Consider the following 19,172-nt stretch of genomic DNA (forward strand, 5'->3'; position numbering starts at 1 on the left):
GGCCCGTGACGCACTACAAGGCGAACCTGCGAGATATCGAGTTCAACTTGTTCGAAGTGCTAGGCATCGGGGCGCTGCTGGACAGCGGCGCCTACGGCGATCTGGACAGCGAGACGGCGCGCGCCATGCTGTCCGAGGCGGAGCGGCTGGCCGTCGGGCCCATCGCCGCCTCCTTCGTCGATGCCGACCGCAATCCGGTGGAGTTCCGACCGGAGACCCACGACATCACCGTTCCCGAATCGCTGAAGAAGACCGTGGCCGCGGTCAACGAGGCGGGCTACTCCGGCCTGGGCATGCCCGAGGAGATGGGCGGCGTCTCGGCCCCCAACGCCCTCATCTGGGGTATCCAGGAAATGCTGGTGGCCGCCAACAACTCGGCGAGCTTCTTCAACATGGGCCCGCTCATGCACCAGGTGATCTTCACCGAGGGCAATGACGAGCAGAAGCGTTGGGCCGCGCACGCCTGGGAGAACCGTTGGGGCGGAACGATGGTGCTCACCGAGCCGGACGCCGGTTCCGATGTCGGCATGGGCCGCACCAAGGCCGTCGAGCAGTCCGACGGCAGCTGGCACATCCAGGGCGTCAAGCGCTTCATCTCCGGCGGCGACGTCGGCGATACCGCGGACAACATCTTCCACCTGGTGCTGGCCCGCCCCGAGGGCGCTGGCCCCGGCACCAAGGGACTGTCGCTGTTCATCGTGCCGAAGTACCTGTTCGATTCCGAGACAATGGAGATCGGCGAGCGCAACGGCGCGTACGTGACCGGCGTCGAACACAAGATGGGCATCAAGTCCTCGCCCACCTGTGAGATCACCTTCGGCGGCGAGAAGCCCGCGGTCGGCTACCTGGTCGGCGACGTCCACAATGGCATCGCGCAGATGTTCAAGGTCATCGAGAATGCGCGAATGATGGTGGGCACCAAGGCGACCGGCACGCTGTCCACCGGTTACCTCAACGCTCTCGAGTACGCCAAGCAGCGCGTGCAGGGCGCGGATCTGACCAAGATGGCGGACAAGACCTCGCCGCGCGTCACCATCACCCACCACCCGGATGTGCGGCGCTCGCTCGCGCTGCAGAAGGCCTACTCGGAGGGGCTGCGCGCGCTGTACATGTACTGCGCCGCCTACCAGAACGCCGATGTGGCACAGGCGAATTTCGGGGCCGACGCCGAGCTGGCCGAGCGGGTGAACGATCTGCTGCTGCCCATAGTCAAGGGCTGCGGCTCCGATCGCGCCTACGAGACGCTGACGGAATCCCTACAGACCCTTGGTGGTTCGGGCTACCTCCAGGATTACCCGATCGAGCAGTACATCCGCGATTCGAAGATCGACTCGCTGTACGAGGGCACCACCGCCATCCAGGCGCAGGACTTCTTCTTCCGCAAGATCATTCGCGACAAGGGCGTGGCGCTCGGGCACGTCGCGGGACTCATCCAGAAGTTCGTCGACCAGGGCACCGGCCTCGACGCCGAGCGCAAGCTGCTCGGCGCGGCGCTGGCCGATGTGCAGGCCATCGCCGCGACCCTCACCGGGTACCTGATGGCCGCGCAGCAGACCCCGGAGGAGCTGTACAAGGTCGGCCTCGGTTCGGTCCGATTCCTCTACGCCACCGGCGATCTCGTCATCGCGTGGCGACTGCTGGAGCAGGCCACGATCGCCCAGGCCGCGCTCGAGGCCGGTGCCTCGGACAAGGACAAGGCGTTCTACACCGGTAAGGTCGCCGTCGCGTCCTGGTTCACCAAGAACAAGCTGCCGCTGCTCAGCGGCGTGCGCACGGTCATCGAGAACCTCGACAACGACATCATGCAGTTGGACGAAGCCGCGTTCTGAGTCGACCGCACGAGAGGCCCCGGTACCGCTGGTGCCGGGGCCTTTTGGCGTGTCCGCCATGACACGCCCGATCCGCGCGCAACCTGCGGTGTCGCACCCCCGCAACCGGGTACAACTACCGCATGGTTTTCCCGGTGACCTTCGGCTGGATTCAGGTCCTGCTCCTCGTGCTCGGCGTCGTGGCTTTGGCGCTGTTGGTGACCGCTGTGCTGAAGGCCCGCAAGGTCGGTTGGCGCGTGGTCGCGGGACGCGGTATGGCCGCGGTCTCCCTGGTTCTGGTCGCGGTGGTCATCCTGTGGGTGACCACGCTGCTGCAGACCTTCCTCGGACTCACCGGCGAGGTGAAGGCCGCGCACATCGTGGCCACCAAGGTCGAGGGCGAAGAGCACATGATGGATATCGATCTGCTGCTCTACGGCGACGGGAACCACGAGGAGCAGCAGCTGAAATACCGTGTCGAGGGCGATATGTGGGTGCTGCAGGCCAATATCGTGGAGCTCGAACCGTGGGTGAACGCGCTCGGCTTCAACTCCGGCTACAAGGTGACCCGCCTCTACGGCCAGCGCCTCGACGGCGTCGCCACCACCCAGAACCACATCTTCCTCAATGGCGGCGACGGCGACTTCTTCGACGATATGCGCTCCGAGACCTGGTACACGAAATCCTTCGTGCGCTCGGCCTACGGCAACGCGGTGATCGCCATACCGGGTAAGTGGGACGTTTTCATCTCCCGCGACGCCATCAAAACCCGTCCGGTGGAATGAGATTCAGCCCCGGTCGCGCAGTCCGCGGTCGATGAAGTCGATGATCCACTCGAAGCTGCGCTCCGGGTCCCCGGTCCACTGAAAGCCACCGGCGGCCTGTAATCCGGCGAAGCCGTGGATGATCGAGCGCAGCGCGCGCAGCGCGTGATCCATCTCGTCGTCGGGAATCCCGTAGCCGCGCAGCACCGCGGTCATCGAAACCACCATGCGCACACTGGGTTCCCGCAGCGGATTGTCCTCGCCGGTGGTCAGCGCGCCGATGGTGGCGGCGTAGCGGCCCGGGTGCTCGACCACGTAGGCCCGGAACGCGCGGGCGAACCCCTCCAGCGCCGCTCGCCCCGAAAGTCCGTGCATGGCATCGCGAGTCGCCTGGTCGAGTTCGGTGATGGCCAGGGTGGCGATACCGTGCTGGAGATCGGCCAGGCTCGCCACGTGCTTGTACAGCGAGGGCGTACGCACCCCGAGCCGCTGGGCCAGCGGGGCCATGGCGAGATTCTGGTAGCCGATCTCGTCGGCCAGCTCGGCGCCCGCCCGGACGACGGCCGCCGTGGACAGTCCGGCCCTAGGCACCGGTGTGCTCCTTCAGGAAGGCGATCGCCAATTCCGCCACGCGCTCCGGGGTTTCGGCGTGCGGGTAGTGACCCGCGCCCTCGAGGAGCGCGACACTGCCGATTCCGGCGGGCATGCGGGCCACGACGGCCTCGGCCTCCGCCTTCGGATCCGCGAAGTCGGGATCCTCGGTGCCCATGACGATCAGGGCCGGGCGGGTCACCCGGGGCAGCTGCTCCTGCGCATCGGCCGGAGTGGACTTGCCCGTCTTCAGGAATTCCGCGAAACGCCCCGGCTCGCTGAGCTTTTCGCCCAGCGCGGCCATGTCTTCGGCATAGTCGGCGGGCTTGATGGCGTAGGCCGCGTCCAAGTACGAGAACCACAGTCGCTGGCTCTTGAAGACCATGGTGCCGAGCAGGCGGCTCATACCCCGGCGGTAGCGCGGCACGGTGCAGAACGCGCCGACGGCCAGCTGCTGGGTGAGCGTGAACGGGGCGAGTTCGATTATGCCGGTGACGGATTCGGGATCCTGGGCCGCCGCGATGGTGGCCGCGCCACCCGAGATCGAATGGCCGATGATGACCGCGGGACCGCCCAGGTGTCGGATGACCGCCAGCAGATCGCCCGCCACATCGGTGCGTGAAATCGCCTCGCTGCCATCGTGGGAGGTCCAGTTCATGGAGGATTCGCCGTGTCCGCGCAGATCGACCGCGGCGACCCGGTAGCCCGCCGCCACGAGCAGCGGGGTCAGGTCGCGGAAGGACTGTCGCCGGGTGCCGATGCCGTGCGAGAGCACCACCAGGGGGCCGGTGCCCGTGACGTCGTAGGCGATGCGGCCACCGTCGCGGGTGAGGTACTCGGTCATGTCTCGCTCCTGTCGAACTCATTCAGCTAATCGCTGTAGCCATAAAGCTAATGTCAGTAGCTTTGCCTGTCAACAGAAAGTTCGGCAGACCCGGAAAGAGGGCCTGCCACCTGGGTGTTCGACTCAGTCGGCGAGATCCGCGATCACGGGGGCGTGGTCGCTCGCGCCCTTGCCCTTGCGCTCCTCCCGGTCCACATTCGCGTCGGTGACCCGCGCCGCGAGGGCGGGGGAGGCGAGGATGAAATCGATGCGCATGCCCTCTTTGCGCGGGAAGCGCAGCTGGGTGTAGTCCCAGTAGGTGTACACACCCGGGCCGGGGTGGAACGGGCGCATCACATCGGTGAAACCGGCCGCGTCGAAGGCGTGGAAGGCATCGCGTTCCGGTTGGGACACATGGGTTTTGCCCACGAAGAACCGCGGCGACCAGACGTCGTCGTCGGTGGGTGCGATGTTCCAGTCACCCACCAGCGCCACCTGGGCGTTCGGATCGGTTGCCAGCCAATCGGTTCCGGCATTGCGCAGCGCCGCGAGCCACTCCAGCTTGTAGGCGTAGTGCGGATCGACCAGCGCCCGGCCATTGGGCACGTACAGGCTCCACACGCGCACGCCGCCGCAGGTCGCGCCCAGCGCCCGCGCCTCCACCACCGGCGTGCTCAACAGGGTCTCGGCGGCGTTCTTGTCGAAGCCGGGCTGGTGCGGGAAGCCGACCTCCACATCGGCCAGTCCGACGCGCGAGGCGATGGCCACGCCGTTCCACTGGCTGTGCCCGACATGGGCGACCTCGTACCCGGCCTCCTCGAAGCGTTCGAAGGGGAACTGGTCGTCGCGGCATTTGGTCTCCTGCATGGCCAGTACGTCCACATCGGAGCGGTCCAGCCAGGACACCACCCGGTCCACACGGGAGCGAATCGAATTCACATTCCAGGTCGCGAGCCGCACGAATTACCTTTCGATCGAATGTCGGCCCCTCACTGGGGAGCCGCGTACCGGTACCGGTGATGGTCCACGAAGCCCAGTTCCCGGTAGAGCGCCAGGGCCGGTTCATTGTCGACCTCGACCTGGACGTAGGCGTGGGTGGCTCCCCGGGTCGCGCCCCAGCGGATGAGCTCCGCGCACAGCAGCGCGCCCAGACCGCGACGGCGATGCGCCGCGGCGACCGCCACACAGGACAGCCCGATCCAGCGCAGACCGTCGGGAGCCGTGGTGACCGCGCCCCGGCCGATGGCGATGGGGGTGGGCAAACCCAGTGTGGCGAAACCCAATTCACCATCGCGAATGGCGGTCAGCACCTCGAGGTCGATCGGGGCCGCGGGTTCGTCCTCCCCGCGGCGACCGTGTGTGTCCAGCCACTCCGCCGACGGTTCGGGATCGACCCGCGCCATCGAAGGGCCTTGTGGCAGCACCATATTCGAGATGTCCACGGCCAGGACGGCGGTCTCGTTCCAGGTACGCCAGCCGGGCGGGGCGGGAGCCAGCCGATCCGGCAGCAGCAGTTGCAGGGGCAGTCCGCGGGCCGCGTACCACTCGCCGATGGCGTGCAGCGTCTCCGCCGAGGCGATGGCCGGTTGCCCCGAAGAGCCCAGCGGTACCGCCGAATTCGCGCGGTGGGTGTAGCCGTTGCCGCCGCGCACCTGCCAGCCGTCGATCCAGCCGCGCTGCAATCCGGGCCAGCCGTCGGCGGCGGCGGACTCCAGGGCGCGAATCTCCTTGGTGCGAATCGGCCGCGCGCCCAGCGCCTTCCAGGCCACCACCCGGTCCGCCGCGATCTGCACCACCTCGCCGTCGGCGGTGCGCACCGTCACGGGATCGACCGACACCAGTTCGCCGATCACATCGGTCAGCGGCTGCGGGTAGCCCTCGGGTAGTCGGTAGCGCACGACCACGCGTCGCCCGATCACCGAGGGCGCGGCGGAATCGCGCACGGCCGCAGGGGGATCGGGTACGTCGGCCGCCGAATCGGGTGCCGGGTCGTCGGAGTCGGTCATCGGTGAATCAATCGTCGCCAGGGCAATCGCGCGGTAATCGGTCGCCGCCGAATCAGTCGTCGTGTCCGAAGGGGTCGGGCACCGTGCCCGGCACCCACGTCAAACCCGGTGTGCCCCAGCCATTGCGCTTGATGGCCTTCTTCGCCGCCCGGGCGTGGCGTCCGACCAGCACATCGGTGTAGAGGAAGCCGTCGAGGTGTCCGGTCTCGTGCTGGAGCATCCGGGCGAAGAAGCCCTTGCCCTCGATATCGACCGGTTCGCCGTGCTCGTCGGTGCCGGTCACCCGCGCCCATTCGGCTCGGCCGGTGGGGAATTGCTCACCCGGTACGGACAGGCAGCCCTCTTCGTCGTCATCGGGATCGGGCATGGTCTCGGGAATGGCGGAGGTCTCCAGCACCGGGTTGATCACGCAGCCGCGGCGGCGCTTCATGGAGCCGTCGGGTAGCTCGTCGGGGCAGTCGTAGACGAACAGGCGCTTGGCCACCCCTACCTGATTGGCGGCCAAACCCACGCCATTGGCCTCGTCCATGGTGTCGTACATGTCCGCGATCAGTGTCGCCAACTCCTCCGGAGACTCGGTCACCGGAGCGGTCGGGTTGTGCAGAACCGGATCACCGACGATCACGATGGGGAGGATAGCCATGGTCAGCAGCCTACTGGGTGGGTTCCGCCGCCAGATCTCTGACCTGCGGGCGGCCGAGTGAAAGGTTGTCGATTCAACGCCAACACGCCGGACGGTCGTGTCGCGAACACGCCGAGCGGTACGCGCTGACAAGTCTGCGCCGCGTGGTTGAATGATCGGCGACGGACAGCACCATTTTCGTCTGGTGACAACTCGGCGAGGGAGCACTATGGACGGCGCAGCGGCACGGAGTATCTCCGCAAGCGAGGACAGCCCTTCCGCGAGCGATGAGATCGCGGTGAACGCCACACTGCCCGACGAGGATGGGGCACACGGTCTTTCCCGTCGGGAGATCGAGATCCTCGATTTCGAGCGGAAGTGGTGGAAGTACGCCGGTGTCAAGGAAGAGGCCATTCGCGAGCTGTTCGGCCTGTCGCCCACGCGCTACTACCAGGTCCTGAATGCCGTGGTGGACAAGCCGGAAGCACTGGCCGCCGACCCGATGTTGGTCAAGCGGCTGCGGCGGCTGCGGGCGAGTCGGCAGAAGGCCCGCGCGGCACGGCGTCTCGGCTTCCAGGTATGACACCACCCCAGATCCAGCCCACACCCCGCACTTGGGATTAGGCTCGCAGACGTGAGCAACCCGAATTCGCCGTCCGGCGGCCCGCCGCTGCGGGCGCTGGCCATGGTGCTGATAGCGCTGGCCATCGTGTTCGCGGGGCTCGGCGCGATGTCGTTGTCGAGTTCGGACTCCGAGGCCGAGGGCACGGACGCGGCACAGACCGCGCAGACCACCGCCAGTGTCGTAGCGACACAGACGGTTTCGGCCGCACCGGCGACGACCACGCCGCCGCCCATCACCACCACCACCGCACCGCCCACCACCACGACCACGACCGCCGCCGTCGATCAGTCGATTCCGGTGCGGGTGTACAACAACAGCCTGGTCGCGGGGCTGGCCGCCAAGACCGCCAGCCAACTCTCCGCCGCGGGCTGGTCCATTGCCGAAACCGGTAACTACGGCAACGGTGTCATTCCGAAAACCACCGTGTACTACGGAGATTCGCCGAAGGAGCAGGCGGCGGCCATCGCCATCGCCAATGAGCTCGGGGCAACCGCCGAGCCACGCTTTCCCGGTCTCGCCAACTCCCCCTCGGGAGTCATCGTCATAGTGACCGGCAACTGAACGACCGCCCGGCCCCTGCACGGGGCGGGGTGGTGACTCTGGCATCATCTTGTCCGGTACGAAACCTGTCCACCCTGCTGTACCCGTAAACTCGGTACTCGTAAAGGAGTTCCCCGATGGCCCCGTCCACAACTCGTCGCCCGTCCTGGCGGACTGTGACCCCGGTGCTTGCGGTCGCGGCCCTGGGCCTCGCGGCTTGCTCCAACAGCCAGGAATCGAGCGACGTCAAGGGGACGACGCCGCCGGTGTTCACGAGTTCGCCCGCTCCGGCGGGTTCGACGTCCGAGCACGGCCACACCGCTCCGCCCACCGAATCCGTCAGCTCCACGCTGAAGGACTCCAACGGCCAGACGGTCGGCACCGCCACCTTCGGCAAGGTCGGCAACCACGTCGAGATCACCATCGAGGCGCACGGCCTCAAGCCCGGCTTCCACGGCCTGCACATCCACCAGTTCGGCAAGTGCGAGCCCAACTCCACCGCCCCCACCGGCGGCCCGGCGGGCGACTTCCTCTCGGCCGGTTCGCATCTGCAGGTCGGCGACCAGAACGCCCACCCGATGAGCGGTGACCTCACCTCGCTGCAGGTGCGCGGCGACGGCGGGGCCAAGCTCGTCACCACCACCGACGCCGTCACCCTGGACGACATCAAGGGCAAGGCCCTGATGATCCACGCGGGCGCGGACAATTTCGGCAACATCCCCAGCCGCTACAACAACGGTGCCGGACCCGACACCGAGACCCTGGCCACCGGCGACGCCGGGTCGCGGGTCGCCTGCGGCGTCATCGGATAACCAGGAGAGCCATGGGCGGGGCAGGTATCGCGAAGGTTCCCTTCAACTCATCGCCCCGGCCCACGCTCGGCGTGGAGTGGGAGGTCGCGCTCGTCGACAAGGTGACGCGCGACCTGTCCAGCAAAGCCGCAGCGGTTTTCGACGCGTGCGGCGATATGCGGGCCTGGGACGGCACACCGCAGATCACCAAGGAACTGCTGCGCAATACCGTCGAGCTGGTCAGCGGTAAGCACGACAGCGTCGGCGAGGTGGTGGACGAGCTCACCGGCACCATCACCGCGGTGCGCCGCGCCGCCGACGAGCTCGGCGTGGATCTGTTCTGCGCGGGGACGCATCCGTTCGCGCAGTGGTCCACCCAGCAGCTCACCCGCACCCCGCACTACGACGAACTCATCGAACGCACCCAGTGGTGGGGGCGGCAGATGCTCATCTGGGGCGTGCACGTGCACGTGGGAATCTCCCACCCGGAGAAGGTATTTCCCATTCTCAACACCATGCTGCTGTCGTATCCGCACCTGCTGGCGCTCTCCGCCTCCTCGCCCATGTGGGCGGGGGTGGACACCGGATACGCCAGCAACCGGTCGCTGATGTTCCAGCAGTTGCCGACCGCCGGGCTGCCGTTCCAATTCGAGAACTGGACGCAGTTCGAGTACTACGTGCACGACCAGATGAAGACCGGGGTGTTCGAACAGCTCGGCGGGATGCACTGGGATATCCGGCCCGCGCCGAAATGGGGAACCATCGAGGTCCGCGTCTGCGACGGCCTGCCCTCGCGGGCCGAGCTATCGGCGCTGGTGGCCCTCATTCACTGCCTGGTCGTGGATCTGGACCGCCGGGTCGAATCCGGGGAGACCCTGCCGACCATTCCGCCCTGGCATGTCCAGGAGAACAAGTGGCGCGCCGCCCGCTACGGGCTCGACGCCATCATCATCACCGATGCCGACAGCAACGAGCGTCTCGTCACCGACGATCTGACCGATCTGCTGAACCGGCTCGAACCCACCGCCAAGAGCCTCGGCTGCGAAGCCGAACTGGCTCTCGTCGCGGAGATTCCCAAGCGCGGCGCCTCCTATCAGCGACAGCGTCGGGTGGCCGCGGCCGCGCAGGGGGATCTGGTCGCGGTGGTCGACTCGCTGGTCAAGGAACTGAACCAGTAGTTTCCGGTGCTAATAGGCTGGTAGCTCGCTTGGCGTTCAGCTAGGGCCGGGGCCACGTTCACGCGACGTTTACTATGGTCGGCGTGCTCCTAGACGACCCGCGCCCGGATTCGGTCGGTCAGGCGCGGCGGTTGTCCGGACGACAGGTCGCGGTGACCGCCGCGGTCGCCTTCGTGCCCGTACTGCTCGTGGTCTTGCAGATCGTGGCCTCCCACAAGGGATTCGAAGGACCGCTGGAGAGCATCTGGCGCGATTACGCGGGGACGCCGAAGTCCGTGTCGGTGCCGTGGGCGGGCCTGGCGCTCGCGCTCGTGGGACTCACCTGGAAATGGCGCGGCATCGCGCTGGCGGCCGCGATCGGCATCGACGCGGTGTTCGCCGTCGTCCGGCTGCTCGCGGGTGGGCCGTTCGGGCTCGGCAACGGTCCGACCATCGTGCTCACGGCCATCGGCGTCGGGGCCTTCTGGAAATGGCGCGACGCGCTGCGGCGTGGCGCGGATCCGCGGCCGTTCACCACCGCCCTGCACGCCGCCGCCCTGGGCGCGCTGCTCACCCTCGCCACCAAGGTCGGCGATGTATGGCTGCACATCACCATCCTGGCCGGGCCCAAGGTGTTCGACACCTACGTGGTGCTGGCCGATCACGCCCTCGGCGATCCGTCCTGGATCATGGGCCGGGTCATCGACGCGCTCGGGCCGGTCGTGTACGCGGTACTGCACTGGGTCTACATCGAACTGCCGGTGGCGGCGATGGTGGTCGCGGTCTGGCAGCTGCGCGGCGTGGTGCGCACGCGGGTGTGGCCGAACCACTATCTGGTGCGCACCTTCCTCGTGCTGGGGCTGGTGGGACCCGTTGTGTACGTGCTGTTTCCGGTGGTCGGCCCGATGTTCGCGTTCGGGGCGGACGGGAACGGTCTCCAGGTCGGCAATTTCTGGCCGCAGCTGGTGCCGCCCATCGATCCGAATCCCGCACCGCTGCCCTTCGACACCGTGACACCGCGCAATTGCATGCCGTCCATGCACACCGCCTGGGCCATGGCCGTGTTCATTCACTCGCGCCGCGACAACGACGGCTCGCCCGCGCCGCGCTGGCTGCGCTGGGGCGGCGCCTTCTGGCTCGTCGCCACCCTCACCGCGACACTGGGCTTCGGGTACCACTACGGCGTGGACCTGGTGGCGGGCGCGGTGCTGTGCATGACAGTGGAATCCGCGCTGCGCGCACCCGATCGCGGGTGGGGTTGGTTCCGCGTGCGCGTGGTCGGCGCGGGCGCGCTGTTGCTGGCGGCGCTGTTGCTGGCCTACCGGTTCCTGCCGGTCACCATGGCCGAATCACCGGTCGCGGCGGGCATTCTGGTGCTCGGCTCCTTCGCCGCCTTCACCACGCTCTTCTACCGCACCTGGTTCGCGGCCCTCAGCGAGGCTCCGGCTCCGGCTCGTCCGGTTTCGCCGCGGTAGCGGTCGGCTGGAGCGGGCGACTCGAGCGCAGCAGCCACCAGCCGAGGGCACAGCCGATGGTGATGGCGAAGGCCGCCCAGGCCGGGGCCGAGGTGTCCTGCGTCGTCACCGTGCACACCACGGGCTCGTCCGGGCTCTCCCGCAGGGCGTAGTGGCCGCGCGAAACATAGTCGCGCAGACCGAGTACCGCCGAGGGCACGAAGAGCACGACGGTGCCCAGCACCCGGTTCGGCACGTAGTGCGGCGAGGCCGCCGCCAGGCTGTATCCGGCGATCCAGGCCAGTGCGGTGGTGCCGGTCATGATCAGCAGCGAGTTCTCGGTATTGGCCGTGAACGCGGTGAACAGCACCAAGACCAGCAGTGCGCCCAGACAGGCGGTGGGAACCGGGTGCCGCGCACCCGCGAACAGGCCCAGGGCGGCCACGATGACCAGCAGCGGCACCGACCAGGCGGGCACCGAGGCCGCGATGGTGGCGCTGCCGACCGCGCTCACCGAGACCGTCAACAACACCAGCGTGCCGTCGCGGCCCGGCAGCAGCATGGCGGCGATGATCGCGCCGCCCACCGTCACCACGACGGCCACCCCGATATCGGCCAGGCTGCCGCCGTGCCGGGCCAGCCATTCGGCGCTGAAGACGAAGACCAGCACCAGCAGCACGCCCGCCAGGATCGGCGTCATGGGCAATTCGATCGAGAGGCGTTCGGCGGGGCGGCGATGGCGATTGGCCAGGGTGCTCGCGGCCACCAGCACCAGGGCCACGATGATCATCCACAGCGGCGGCACGTCCATGGCGGGCCAATCGGTCGACGGCACCGATTCGTCCAGGAAACCGCCCACGTGTGGCAGCGGATTCACCGAACCCAGCAGCACGCTGGTGAGCATGCCCAGGCTCCAGCCGTAGGCCGGGAGCCGGTGGTGCAGCACGGCCGCGCCCAATGCGCCCAGTGCGATACCGCCCGCAATGGAATCGATGAAATTCATGGTGGACAGCGAGGCGGAGGTGGACTGCGAATGTCCGGACACATGATTGACGAGCAGCACCACCATGCCGCCCAGCGCCGTCATCCACGCGGTGACAATGCTGCTCAATGTGGTGATCAATACCGCCGCGATCAAAGCCGCCAAAGCTCCCGTGGCAATAGCCCGCGGCAGGCTGTATGCCAATAAATCCAACTCCAATGCGGAGGTTTGCGAGGTCCACGCGAAGTCGATAGGCATGGCCAGCGATAATCCCGCAACCGTCGCCGCCACCAGCGCCGTCACTGTCTCGGCCGCTATCCGATACGCCTTCACCAGGCTGAAATTACCTTTATAGCGGCTGGGCAACACCCCGACTCGCCTGTGTATCGAGTTTGCTGACGGAATTCCATAAGAGACCAATCGGTCTGCTGGTACTTTCTTCAACCTCGCGCCAGCGTGGCCCATCGATCCGCGAGACGACGACACGCCCGCACGAGTTCGGGCGGACGCAACTCGGTCAGTTCGGTGTCGAAGGTGGCGAGAATTCCCGCGATCCCCGCCCAGGACCACGCGCCGAGGGTCAGGCGACAGTGTTCGTCGTCGAGGTGTTCCACCACGGAGCCGCCCGGTGCCCAGCGGGCCACGATGTGGGCGGGCAGGGCGAGGCGAGCGGAGCCGGTGCAGTCCCAGGCGGCCAGGGTGTCGGCGCGGTCGTGGGTGCTCATGACGAAATGGGCGAGGTTGTCGGTCGGCAGCTCGCGGGCGGTGAAGGGGTGCGTGGTGGGGCGGGGGTGGAGTCGGTCCACGCGGTGCACCCGCCACTGGTCGTCGGCCGGGTCGTAGGCGACCAGATACCAGCGGGCGGCCCAGACGACGAGGTGATGGGGTTCCACGCGCCGGGGCGGGTGGAAGTCGGGGTCGCCCGGGTCGGGGCGAGTGCCGTCCGGGCGCAGGGTCTCGATGGCGAGTTCGTGGCGGCGGTGTACCGCGGCGCCGACGGTGGTGAGCGCGGCCGGATCGATTGGGGGACCGGGGAATTCCCAGTAGTTGCGCAAACGGGTCAGGCGTAGGGACTCCATGGCCGCGCGCAGGCTCGGGGGCATGACCTGGTGCAGCGTGGCCAAGGCGCGCGCCGCGTCGTCGCCGAGGCCGAGCATGGTGGCGGGCGCGGTCTGCAGAGCCACCGCCACCGCCATGGCTTGATCGTGGTCGAACACCAAGGGCGGCAACGTATGCCCGCTGCCGAGGCGGTAGCCGCCATCCGGCCCGTGGACGGTGATGATCGGATAGTCGAGTCGGCGCAGCGTCTCGATATCCCGCCGCACCGTCCGCTCGCTCGCCTCCAGGCGCGCCGCCAGTTCCCGCAACGGCCACACCCGCCCCGACCCGAGCAGAGACACCAGCCGCAACGCCCGATACGAGGTACTAGCCACGACCGCATCCTGCCACCGGTACCGGCCACTCGATGTCCGGTACCGCTGCCACAGTGGGCCCGTCCAAGCACCGCTGGAAGGGAATTCGAATATGCGCGTAGTGATCGTCGGCGGCGGAATCGGCGGCCTCGCCCTGGGAGCCGGACTGCGCCGCCGAGGTTTCGACGTCGCGGTCCACGACCGCGACACCGACCTGACCGCCACCGGCGGCTACCACATCACCCTCGACGCCCGAGCCCAATCCGCCCTCGCCACCCTGGTGGACCCCCACACCATGCGCCGCCTGCGAGCCTCCGCCTCAGCCCTGCACCTCCGCGACCGCGACGCCTGGTGGGACCGCCACGGCCGCCTCCTCGCCCACGGCCCCGACCTCGCCGCGAGCCAAAGCCTCGATATAGACCGAATAACCCTGCGCACCTTGCTCGCCGAGGCCGTCGGCCCCGACCTACACCTCGGCCGCACCGTCACGGGCGTAGGCGAATGCGGCACCGCCCACGCGTCCGAGAACGACTACCGCGTGCGCGCCAGTGGCAGTGGGGCCGATGGTGTTCTGGGTAGCGCGGGCGGTGGTCGCGTCTGCGGCGTGGTTCACGAAAACGGTTGTGTGCCAACGGTGTTGTTCGCCGATGGGTCGGCGGTTTCGGCGGATCTCGTTGTGGGGGCGGATGGGACGCATTCGGTGGTGGCTCGGCACCTCGCGGGTGGGCCGACCAGTCGGTCGGCGGGGATTATCGGGTTTTCCGGGCGGACTGCGCGTGCGGAGTTGAGGGGGGCTGAGCAGGAGAGGCTTGGGTTGCGGTCAGGGTTGGCGGTGGGGGCCCACGGGGCCGCGTTGTATATCGGATTTCTCGATCCGGTGGGTAACGCGGCGCTCGATGCTCCGGAACTGCGGATGTCGGTGACGACCGGGCCGACCTATATCTGGGGTGCGATGTTTCCGGAGTCCGCGGCGACACTCGCGCTGCGGGAACTGCGTGGTGCGGAGTTGCTGGACGCGTTGCTGATGCGGTTCCGCGAATTGGGTTGGGCCGAGCGCACTCTCGAAGTCATGGCTCGTGCCGACCCCTCCACCGTCGCGGCATACCGGTTCAACGCCGCCTCCACCCGAGCGGCGGAACTGGCCCCCTGGCCAGCGACTCGCATCACCGCCCTCGGCGACGCCGTCCACGCCACCCCACCCACGGCGGGCATGGGCGCGGGCGCGGCCATCCGGGACGCCGCCAGCCTCGTCGACCACCTCGTGGCGGCCGCTTCGGGAACCACCACCGTCCCCGACGCCGTGCACCTCTTCGAAGCCGGTATGCGCGAGCGCGGCAGCGAAGTCCTCACCCTCGCCATGAGAACCGTCCGTCTGATCCTGGCCACCGACACACCCCTCGGCGCAGCCGCCACCACCCTGGCCACCCCGATCCTCGCCGCGGCCGCCCGGCTGCGGCGCTGACAGGTCGAGGTCGAATCAGCCTGCCGTAGTTCGCTGTTCGGCGTACAGGCGTAGGGATTCGACCTGGGCTGGGTCGAGGGAGGGGCGGACCGCGGCTCGGGCGGCGGCTAGGTCTTCGGCGGTGACGTCGGCGGCGTGGACGTCGCGGCGCATGGCGGCGAGGGCGGCTTCGCGCAGGAGGGCGGCGCAGTCGGCGGCCGAGTAGCCTTCGAGATCCTTGGCCAGGGCTCGGAGGCGGATGTCGGGGGCCAGGGGGACGGATTTGGCTGCGGTGCGGAGAATTTCGGCGCGGGCGGCGGCGTCGGGGGGTGGGACGAAGATGAGTTTCTCGAGGCGGCCGGGGCGGGTGAGGGCGGGGTCGATGAGGTCGGGGCGGTTGGTGGCGGCCACCACCACCACGTCGCGGAGGGGTTCGACGCCGTCCATTTCGGTGAGGAGGGCGGCGACCACACGATCGGTGACGCCGGAATCGCTGCTCTGGCCGCGACGGGGTGCGAGGGCGTCGATCTCGTCGAGGAAGATGAGCGCGGGGGCGGAATCGCGGGCGCGCTGGAACAATTCGCGCACCGCGCGCTCGGAGGAGCCGACCCATTTGTCCATGAGTTCGGCGCCCTTCACGGCCTGCACGCTCAGCTGCCCGGTACCCGCGAGCGCCCGCACCAGGAAGGTCTTGCCGCAGCCGGGCGGACCGTAGAGCATGACCCCGCGCGGCGGGTCGATGCCCAAGCGGGCGAAGGAATCCGGATGCCGCAGCGGCCACAGCACCGCCTCGGTGAGCGCCTGTTTGGTCTCCGTCATATCGCCCACGTCGTCGAGGCTCAGACTGCCGATGGCGAGTTCCTCGGAGCCGGAGCGCGACAGTGGGCGGATGACCTTCAGCGCGCCGAGCAGATCCTCGTGCAGCAGCACCGGATCGGAGTGGTCCCGGCTCGCCCGTGAGGCCGCCCGCAAGGCAGCCTCCCGCACCAACGCCGCCAGATCAGCCACCGCGAAACCCGGTGCGCGCGCGGCGATCTCGTCGAGTTTCAGGCCGTCGGTCGGCACCTTGCGCAGCAGTTGCTCCAATAGCGCGGTGCGCACGGTCGCGGTCGGTAGCGGCAGCGTCACCTCGCGGTCGCACAGGTCGGGTGCGCGCAGCCGAGGATCCACCCGGGAGGGATGCGCGGTGGTGGCGAGCACGGCCACCGCGGGCGCGGCCACGGCCGCCCGCAACTGATCGAGAATGAGCGTGGCCACCGGCTCGGCCTCGGCGGGCAGCAGCGCGTCGATATCGGTGATCAACAGCACGCCCCCCGCGCCCGAACAGATTTCGGCCACCGCCATCCCCACTTCGCGCAGCCGCGTCCCGCTCTCCGTCGCGCCCACCGACGGCCCGTCCAACTCCACCAGCCGTCGCGGCGCCACCACCGCCCGCGCCAGCGTGGCCTTGCCCACCCCCGCCGGTCCGGAGATCAGTACGCCCAGATGAGACGGCGCGCCAAGGGTTCTCAGCAGTTCCGGCTCGTCCAGCGCGAGATTCAGCCACTCGGTGAGCTTGGCCGCCTGCGCCTGCACTCCGGCCAGATCGGCCAGGGGTATCACCGGCGCGGCGGCCGTCTCCGGCACCCGCCCGGAATCCGCCCCGCCTTCGCGCATGGCCAGCGGCCGATCGGTCGCCGCCACCCCGGGCCCCCACACCACCGCGCTGTTGGGCTGCACACTCACCGGCCCCGGCGAGGGATCGGTCGCGGTCACGGTGAGCAACTCCGAGGTCCACGCGATCCCGAAGGTTCGCGACAAGGCTTGTGTCGCAGCCGAAGTGCTGGTTCCCGGCCCCAGATCGCGCGGCAGCAGCGAGACCGTATCGCCCACGGTGACGATCTTGCCCAGCAGCGCCTGCCGCAGCGTCGCCTCCGGAATGGTCCCCGCCGCCAGCGCCGATCCCATGACCGAAATCTGTTTGGCCCCATAGACGGTCACCGGCGCGACCACCACCGTCGAACTCTCCTTGACCCCCGCGTTCGACAGCGTCACATCATCGAGCAACGCCACCCCCGTGGGCGTCCCCGCCGGAGCCACCGCCACCACCGCCGTGGTCCGCCGCGACCCCACGAGGCCGATCCCGTCCCACTCCCGCAGCCCCAAGGCCGCGAGCGCTTCGGGATGCAACCGCACCAGCCCCCGCCGCGCATCGGCGGCCGAGGTGTTCAAGCGGGCGGTCAAAGCAAGTTCCGGCACGCACCCCATTGTGCCCGCACCACCCCACCGCACACCCCGCCCACGAATTCCCGCACCATTTCCAAGACTTCCCGCACCACCCGCAAACGACCGACGCCGCGCGGTCCAGACCGCGCGGCGTCGAATTCCGAGTCTCGGATTCTCGGTGTCAGTGCTTGATGTCCTCCGGGTACCGCTGCCGCGTACCCGGCCGCCGCAACCGCAACCGCGCCGACGACACCCGCCCGATGGGCCGCATCCGTCGCTGCGCCTTGCGCTGCGCCCGCCGCTCGGCGGGCTTGTGGTGCCAGGTCTCCGGCCGCGCCGCCACCCAGCGGGCCGACCGGACGGCGAAGGGGATGTGGCCGAGGTACAGGACCACCAGCGCCATCATGAGGATCAGCGGGTAGGTCACCAGCAGCGCCGCCGCCAGCGCCACCAGCACCAGCAGGATCGGCGCGGTGCGGGGCGCGACCGACACCGACTTCACGGCCAGCGTCGGCAGCGTGCTGACGCACAGCAGCCCGGTGAAGATGGTCCACGCCGCCACGGCGGGGAAGCTCACCCACCACCCGTCGCCGAACTGCTCGGAGAGCGCGATGGGCAGCAGCACGATGAGCGCACCGGCGGGCGCGGGCACCCCGGTGAAGTACTCCCGCTGCCAGTCCGGCCGGTTGTCCTCGTCCATCAGCGTGTTGAACCGCGCCAGCCGCAGCACCATGCACACCGCGAACATGAGCGCCAGAATCCAGCCCACGCTGTCGGCGTGCAGGAAGGTCACGTACAGCACCAGCGCGGGCGCGACGCCGAAGGCGATGGCATCGGAGAGCGAGTCCAGCTCCGCGCCCATCTTGGTGGTGGCATCCAGCATGCGGGCCAGCCGACCGTCCAGCATGTCGAAGATGGCGGCCGCGCCCACCAGCGCCAGCGCGATCCCCAACTTGCCCTCGATGCCGAACTTCACCGCCGAGAGCCCCGAGCACAGCCCGAGGATGGTGACCATGCTGGGCAGCAGCCGCACCGTGCGATTCCGGCGGCGCGTGTTGTCGGGCAGGGGTGCCAGCTGCTCCATCACGAATCCAGTTCGGCCAGCACCGTTTCCCCGCCGATCGTGCGTTGGCCCGGGTTCACGAGCAGGCTGGTCCCGGCGGGGAAGTAGGTGTCCACGCGGGAGCCGAACCGGATGAGTCCATAGGTTTCGCCAATGCTCAGCTTGTCGCCGACCTTGGCCTCGCAGACGATGCGCCGCGCCAGCAGCCCGGCGATCTGCACCACCACGAGGCGCTGCCCCGCGTCGGTCTCCAGCACCATGGAGTTGCGCTCGTTGGCCTCGCTGGCGTCGGGCAGATCGGCGGAGAGGAATTGCCCCTTCTTGTAGGCGATCTCGGTGACCACACCGCCCACCGGCACCCGCTGCACGTGCACGTCGAGCACCGACAGGAAGATGCTCACGCGCGGCAGCGGCTGATCGCCCAGCCCGAGTTCGGCGGGCGGCACCGCGGTGTCGACCAGCGCCACCTCACCATCGGCGGGCGCGACGACCACTCCGGCGCGGTTCGGCGGCACCCGGTGCGGATGCCGGAAGAAGGTGGCGCAGGCCGCGGCGGCCGCGAGTCCCGTGCGGCGCACCCACTTGCGGCGGTAGCCGAGCGCCGCCACGGCCAGTGGAGCGGCGACGAACGGCAGCCCGGCGGGGTGCAGCGGCGGGATGGCGGCGCGAACCAGGTCGGCCACATGGGCCAGGCCGGTGGTTTCGGGGGTGCCGGGCGGGGTGGGACGGCGGGCCACAAGCTCCTCTTTCATGCGCGGACAGGGGCGGTCAGGGACCGCGCTCACACCTTACGGGAATGCCGCGCGCCGCTCGCGTTCTCCGCTGTCGGAAGGGTGATCGGCACGCACGAAAGCCCCGGGGCGGCGCCGTGCCGCCCCGGAGCCCTGT

The 19,172-nt window shown here is 68.8% G+C and carries 19 protein-coding genes; 9 read left to right on the plus strand and 10 right to left on the minus strand.

Translation table 11 applies throughout. The features are described 5' to 3' along the window. The first annotated feature begins 5 nt into the window (after positions 1-5). Positions 6-1,829: an acyl-CoA dehydrogenase gene (locus ACIBH2_RS31645; RefSeq protein WP_397124158.1), complete on the plus strand. Its 1,824-nt coding sequence runs from the start codon at positions 6-8 to the stop codon at positions 1,827-1,829. A gap of 122 nt (positions 1,830-1,951) precedes the next feature. Next, complete coding sequence (locus ACIBH2_RS31650) at positions 1,952-2,593, plus strand: hypothetical protein (RefSeq protein WP_397124161.1); 642 nt, start codon at positions 1,952-1,954, stop codon at positions 2,591-2,593. A 3-nt stretch (positions 2,594-2,596) separates the two neighbouring features. Here the strand turns inward: ACIBH2_RS31650 and ACIBH2_RS31655 are convergent, their stop codons facing one another. The 5 genes from ACIBH2_RS31655 to ACIBH2_RS31675 form a co-directional block, all read right to left on the minus strand. After that, a complete protein-coding gene (locus ACIBH2_RS31655) occupies positions 2,597-3,163 on the minus strand; it encodes a TetR/AcrR family transcriptional regulator (protein ID WP_397124163.1) in 567 nt (188 codons plus the stop codon). After that, positions 3,156-4,007, minus strand: coding sequence for an alpha/beta fold hydrolase (locus tag ACIBH2_RS31660; RefSeq protein WP_397124165.1), 852 nt, complete (start codon positions 4,005-4,007; stop codon positions 3,156-3,158). Before ACIBH2_RS31660 ends, ACIBH2_RS31655 begins: the two co-directional genes overlap by 8 nt. Before the next feature lie 123 nt (positions 4,008-4,130). Next, positions 4,131-4,946 carry an exodeoxyribonuclease III gene (locus ACIBH2_RS31665; protein WP_397124167.1) on the minus strand — a complete coding sequence of 272 codons (816 nt, stop codon included), beginning with the start codon at positions 4,944-4,946 and terminating at the stop codon, positions 4,131-4,133. Between the two features lie 29 nt (positions 4,947-4,975). Continuing rightward, entirely contained in the window at positions 4,976-5,992 is a 1,017-nt protein-coding gene (locus ACIBH2_RS31670; RefSeq protein ID WP_397124169.1) for a GNAT family N-acetyltransferase, read from the minus strand. Positions 5,993-6,044: 52 nt separating this feature from the next. Continuing rightward, a complete protein-coding gene (locus tag ACIBH2_RS31675) occupies positions 6,045-6,635 on the minus strand; it encodes a peptide deformylase (protein ID WP_397124171.1) in 591 nt (196 codons plus the stop codon). A gap of 208 nt (positions 6,636-6,843) precedes the next feature. Between ACIBH2_RS31675 and ACIBH2_RS31680 the strand changes: the two genes are divergently transcribed. The 5 genes from ACIBH2_RS31680 to ACIBH2_RS31700 all read left to right on the plus strand — a co-directional run bounded on the left by ACIBH2_RS31680 (position 6,844) and on the right by ACIBH2_RS31700 (position 11,202). Next, the gene (locus tag ACIBH2_RS31680) at positions 6,844-7,197 is read left to right on the plus strand and encodes a DUF3263 domain-containing protein (RefSeq protein WP_397124173.1); all 354 of its coding nucleotides are present in this window, start codon (positions 6,844-6,846) and stop codon (positions 7,195-7,197) included. Between the two features lie 51 nt (positions 7,198-7,248). Then, the gene (locus ACIBH2_RS31685; protein WP_397124175.1) at positions 7,249-7,800 is read left to right on the plus strand and encodes a LytR C-terminal domain-containing protein; all 552 of its coding nucleotides are present in this window, start codon (positions 7,249-7,251) and stop codon (positions 7,798-7,800) included. 116 nt (positions 7,801-7,916) lie between these two features. Continuing rightward, a complete protein-coding gene (gene sodC / locus ACIBH2_RS31690; protein ID WP_397124177.1) occupies positions 7,917-8,591 on the plus strand; it encodes a superoxide dismutase[Cu-Zn] in 675 nt (224 codons plus the stop codon). Between the two features lie 11 nt (positions 8,592-8,602). Beyond that, positions 8,603-9,748 carry a glutamate--cysteine ligase gene (locus tag ACIBH2_RS31695; RefSeq protein ID WP_397124179.1) on the plus strand — a complete coding sequence of 382 codons (1,146 nt, stop codon included), beginning with the start codon at positions 8,603-8,605 and terminating at the stop codon, positions 9,746-9,748. Between the two features lie 74 nt (positions 9,749-9,822). After that, positions 9,823-11,202, plus strand: a complete 1,380-nt coding sequence (locus ACIBH2_RS31700) for a DUF5933 domain-containing protein (RefSeq protein WP_397124181.1) — start codon at positions 9,823-9,825, stop codon at positions 11,200-11,202. On the opposite strand, the gene ACIBH2_RS31705 is transcribed toward ACIBH2_RS31700, so the two are convergent. Beyond that, complete coding sequence (locus tag ACIBH2_RS31705; protein ID WP_397124183.1) at positions 11,159-12,292, minus strand: hypothetical protein; 1,134 nt, start codon at positions 12,290-12,292, stop codon at positions 11,159-11,161. The genes ACIBH2_RS31700 and ACIBH2_RS31705 overlap by 44 nt on opposite strands. Between ACIBH2_RS31705 and ACIBH2_RS31710 the strand changes: the two genes are divergently transcribed. Next, positions 12,276-12,518, plus strand: a complete 243-nt coding sequence (locus tag ACIBH2_RS31710; RefSeq protein ID WP_397124185.1) for a hypothetical protein — start codon at positions 12,276-12,278, stop codon at positions 12,516-12,518. The two genes, ACIBH2_RS31705 and ACIBH2_RS31710, sit on opposite strands and share 17 nt — an antisense overlap. Positions 12,519-12,603: 85 nt before the next feature. Here ACIBH2_RS31710 and ACIBH2_RS31715 read toward each other — a convergent pair whose 3' ends face one another. Next, positions 12,604-13,596 (minus strand): helix-turn-helix transcriptional regulator, encoded by a 993-nt coding sequence (locus tag ACIBH2_RS31715; protein WP_397124187.1) that lies wholly within the window; start codon positions 13,594-13,596, stop codon positions 12,604-12,606. 91 nt (positions 13,597-13,687) lie between these two features. Between ACIBH2_RS31715 and ACIBH2_RS31720 the strand changes: the two genes are divergently transcribed. Then, positions 13,688-15,037 (plus strand): FAD-dependent oxidoreductase, encoded by a 1,350-nt coding sequence (locus ACIBH2_RS31720; protein ID WP_397124189.1) that lies wholly within the window; start codon positions 13,688-13,690, stop codon positions 15,035-15,037. A gap of 15 nt (positions 15,038-15,052) precedes the next feature. Here ACIBH2_RS31720 and ACIBH2_RS31725 read toward each other — a convergent pair whose 3' ends face one another. From ACIBH2_RS31725 to ACIBH2_RS31735, 3 genes are all read right to left on the minus strand, one after another. Beyond that, complete coding sequence (locus ACIBH2_RS31725; protein WP_397124191.1) at positions 15,053-17,263, minus strand: AAA family ATPase; 2,211 nt, start codon at positions 17,261-17,263, stop codon at positions 15,053-15,055. A 139-nt stretch (positions 17,264-17,402) separates the two neighbouring features. Next, the gene (gene pssA, locus ACIBH2_RS31730; RefSeq protein WP_397124193.1) at positions 17,403-18,305 is read right to left on the minus strand and encodes a CDP-diacylglycerol--serine O-phosphatidyltransferase; all 903 of its coding nucleotides are present in this window, start codon (positions 18,303-18,305) and stop codon (positions 17,403-17,405) included. Continuing rightward, positions 18,305-19,021: a phosphatidylserine decarboxylase gene (locus ACIBH2_RS31735; protein ID WP_397124321.1), complete on the minus strand. Its 717-nt coding sequence runs from the start codon at positions 19,019-19,021 to the stop codon at positions 18,305-18,307. Before ACIBH2_RS31735 ends, pssA begins: the two co-directional genes overlap by 1 nt. Between the last annotated feature and the right edge of the window lie 151 nt (positions 19,022-19,172).

The organism is Nocardia sp. NPDC050406 (genome assembly GCF_044459025.1).
Lineage (GTDB): Bacteria > Actinomycetota > Actinomycetes > Mycobacteriales > Mycobacteriaceae > Nocardia.

What these genes read in the sequence shown, in the direction of transcription:
- ACIBH2_RS31650 (WP_397124161.1), top strand. Translation starts at nt 1,952, where the DNA reads ATGGTTTTCCCGGTGACCTTCGGCTGGATTCAGGTCCTGCTCCTCGTG.
- ACIBH2_RS31660 (WP_397124165.1), bottom strand. Translation starts at nt 4,007, where the DNA reads ATGACCGAGTACCTCACCCGCGACGGTGGCCGCATCGCCTACGACGTC.
- ACIBH2_RS31670 (WP_397124169.1), bottom strand. Translation starts at nt 5,992, where the DNA reads ATGACCGACTCCGACGACCCGGCACCCGATTCGGCGGCCGACGTACCC.
- ACIBH2_RS31675 (WP_397124171.1), bottom strand. Translation starts at nt 6,635, where the DNA reads ATGGCTATCCTCCCCATCGTGATCGTCGGTGATCCGGTTCTGCACAAC.
- ACIBH2_RS31680 (WP_397124173.1), top strand. Translation starts at nt 6,844, where the DNA reads ATGGACGGCGCAGCGGCACGGAGTATCTCCGCAAGCGAGGACAGCCCT.
- sodC (WP_397124177.1), top strand. Translation starts at nt 7,917, where the DNA reads ATGGCCCCGTCCACAACTCGTCGCCCGTCCTGGCGGACTGTGACCCCG.
- ACIBH2_RS31695 (WP_397124179.1), top strand. Translation starts at nt 8,603, where the DNA reads ATGGGCGGGGCAGGTATCGCGAAGGTTCCCTTCAACTCATCGCCCCGG.
- ACIBH2_RS31700 (WP_397124181.1), top strand. Translation starts at nt 9,823, where the DNA reads ATGGTCGGCGTGCTCCTAGACGACCCGCGCCCGGATTCGGTCGGTCAG.
- ACIBH2_RS31720 (WP_397124189.1), top strand. Translation starts at nt 13,688, where the DNA reads ATGCGCGTAGTGATCGTCGGCGGCGGAATCGGCGGCCTCGCCCTGGGA.
- ACIBH2_RS31725 (WP_397124191.1), bottom strand. Translation starts at nt 17,263, where the DNA reads ATGGGGTGCGTGCCGGAACTTGCTTTGACCGCCCGCTTGAACACCTCG.
- pssA (WP_397124193.1), bottom strand. Translation starts at nt 18,305, where the DNA reads ATGGAGCAGCTGGCACCCCTGCCCGACAACACGCGCCGCCGGAATCGC.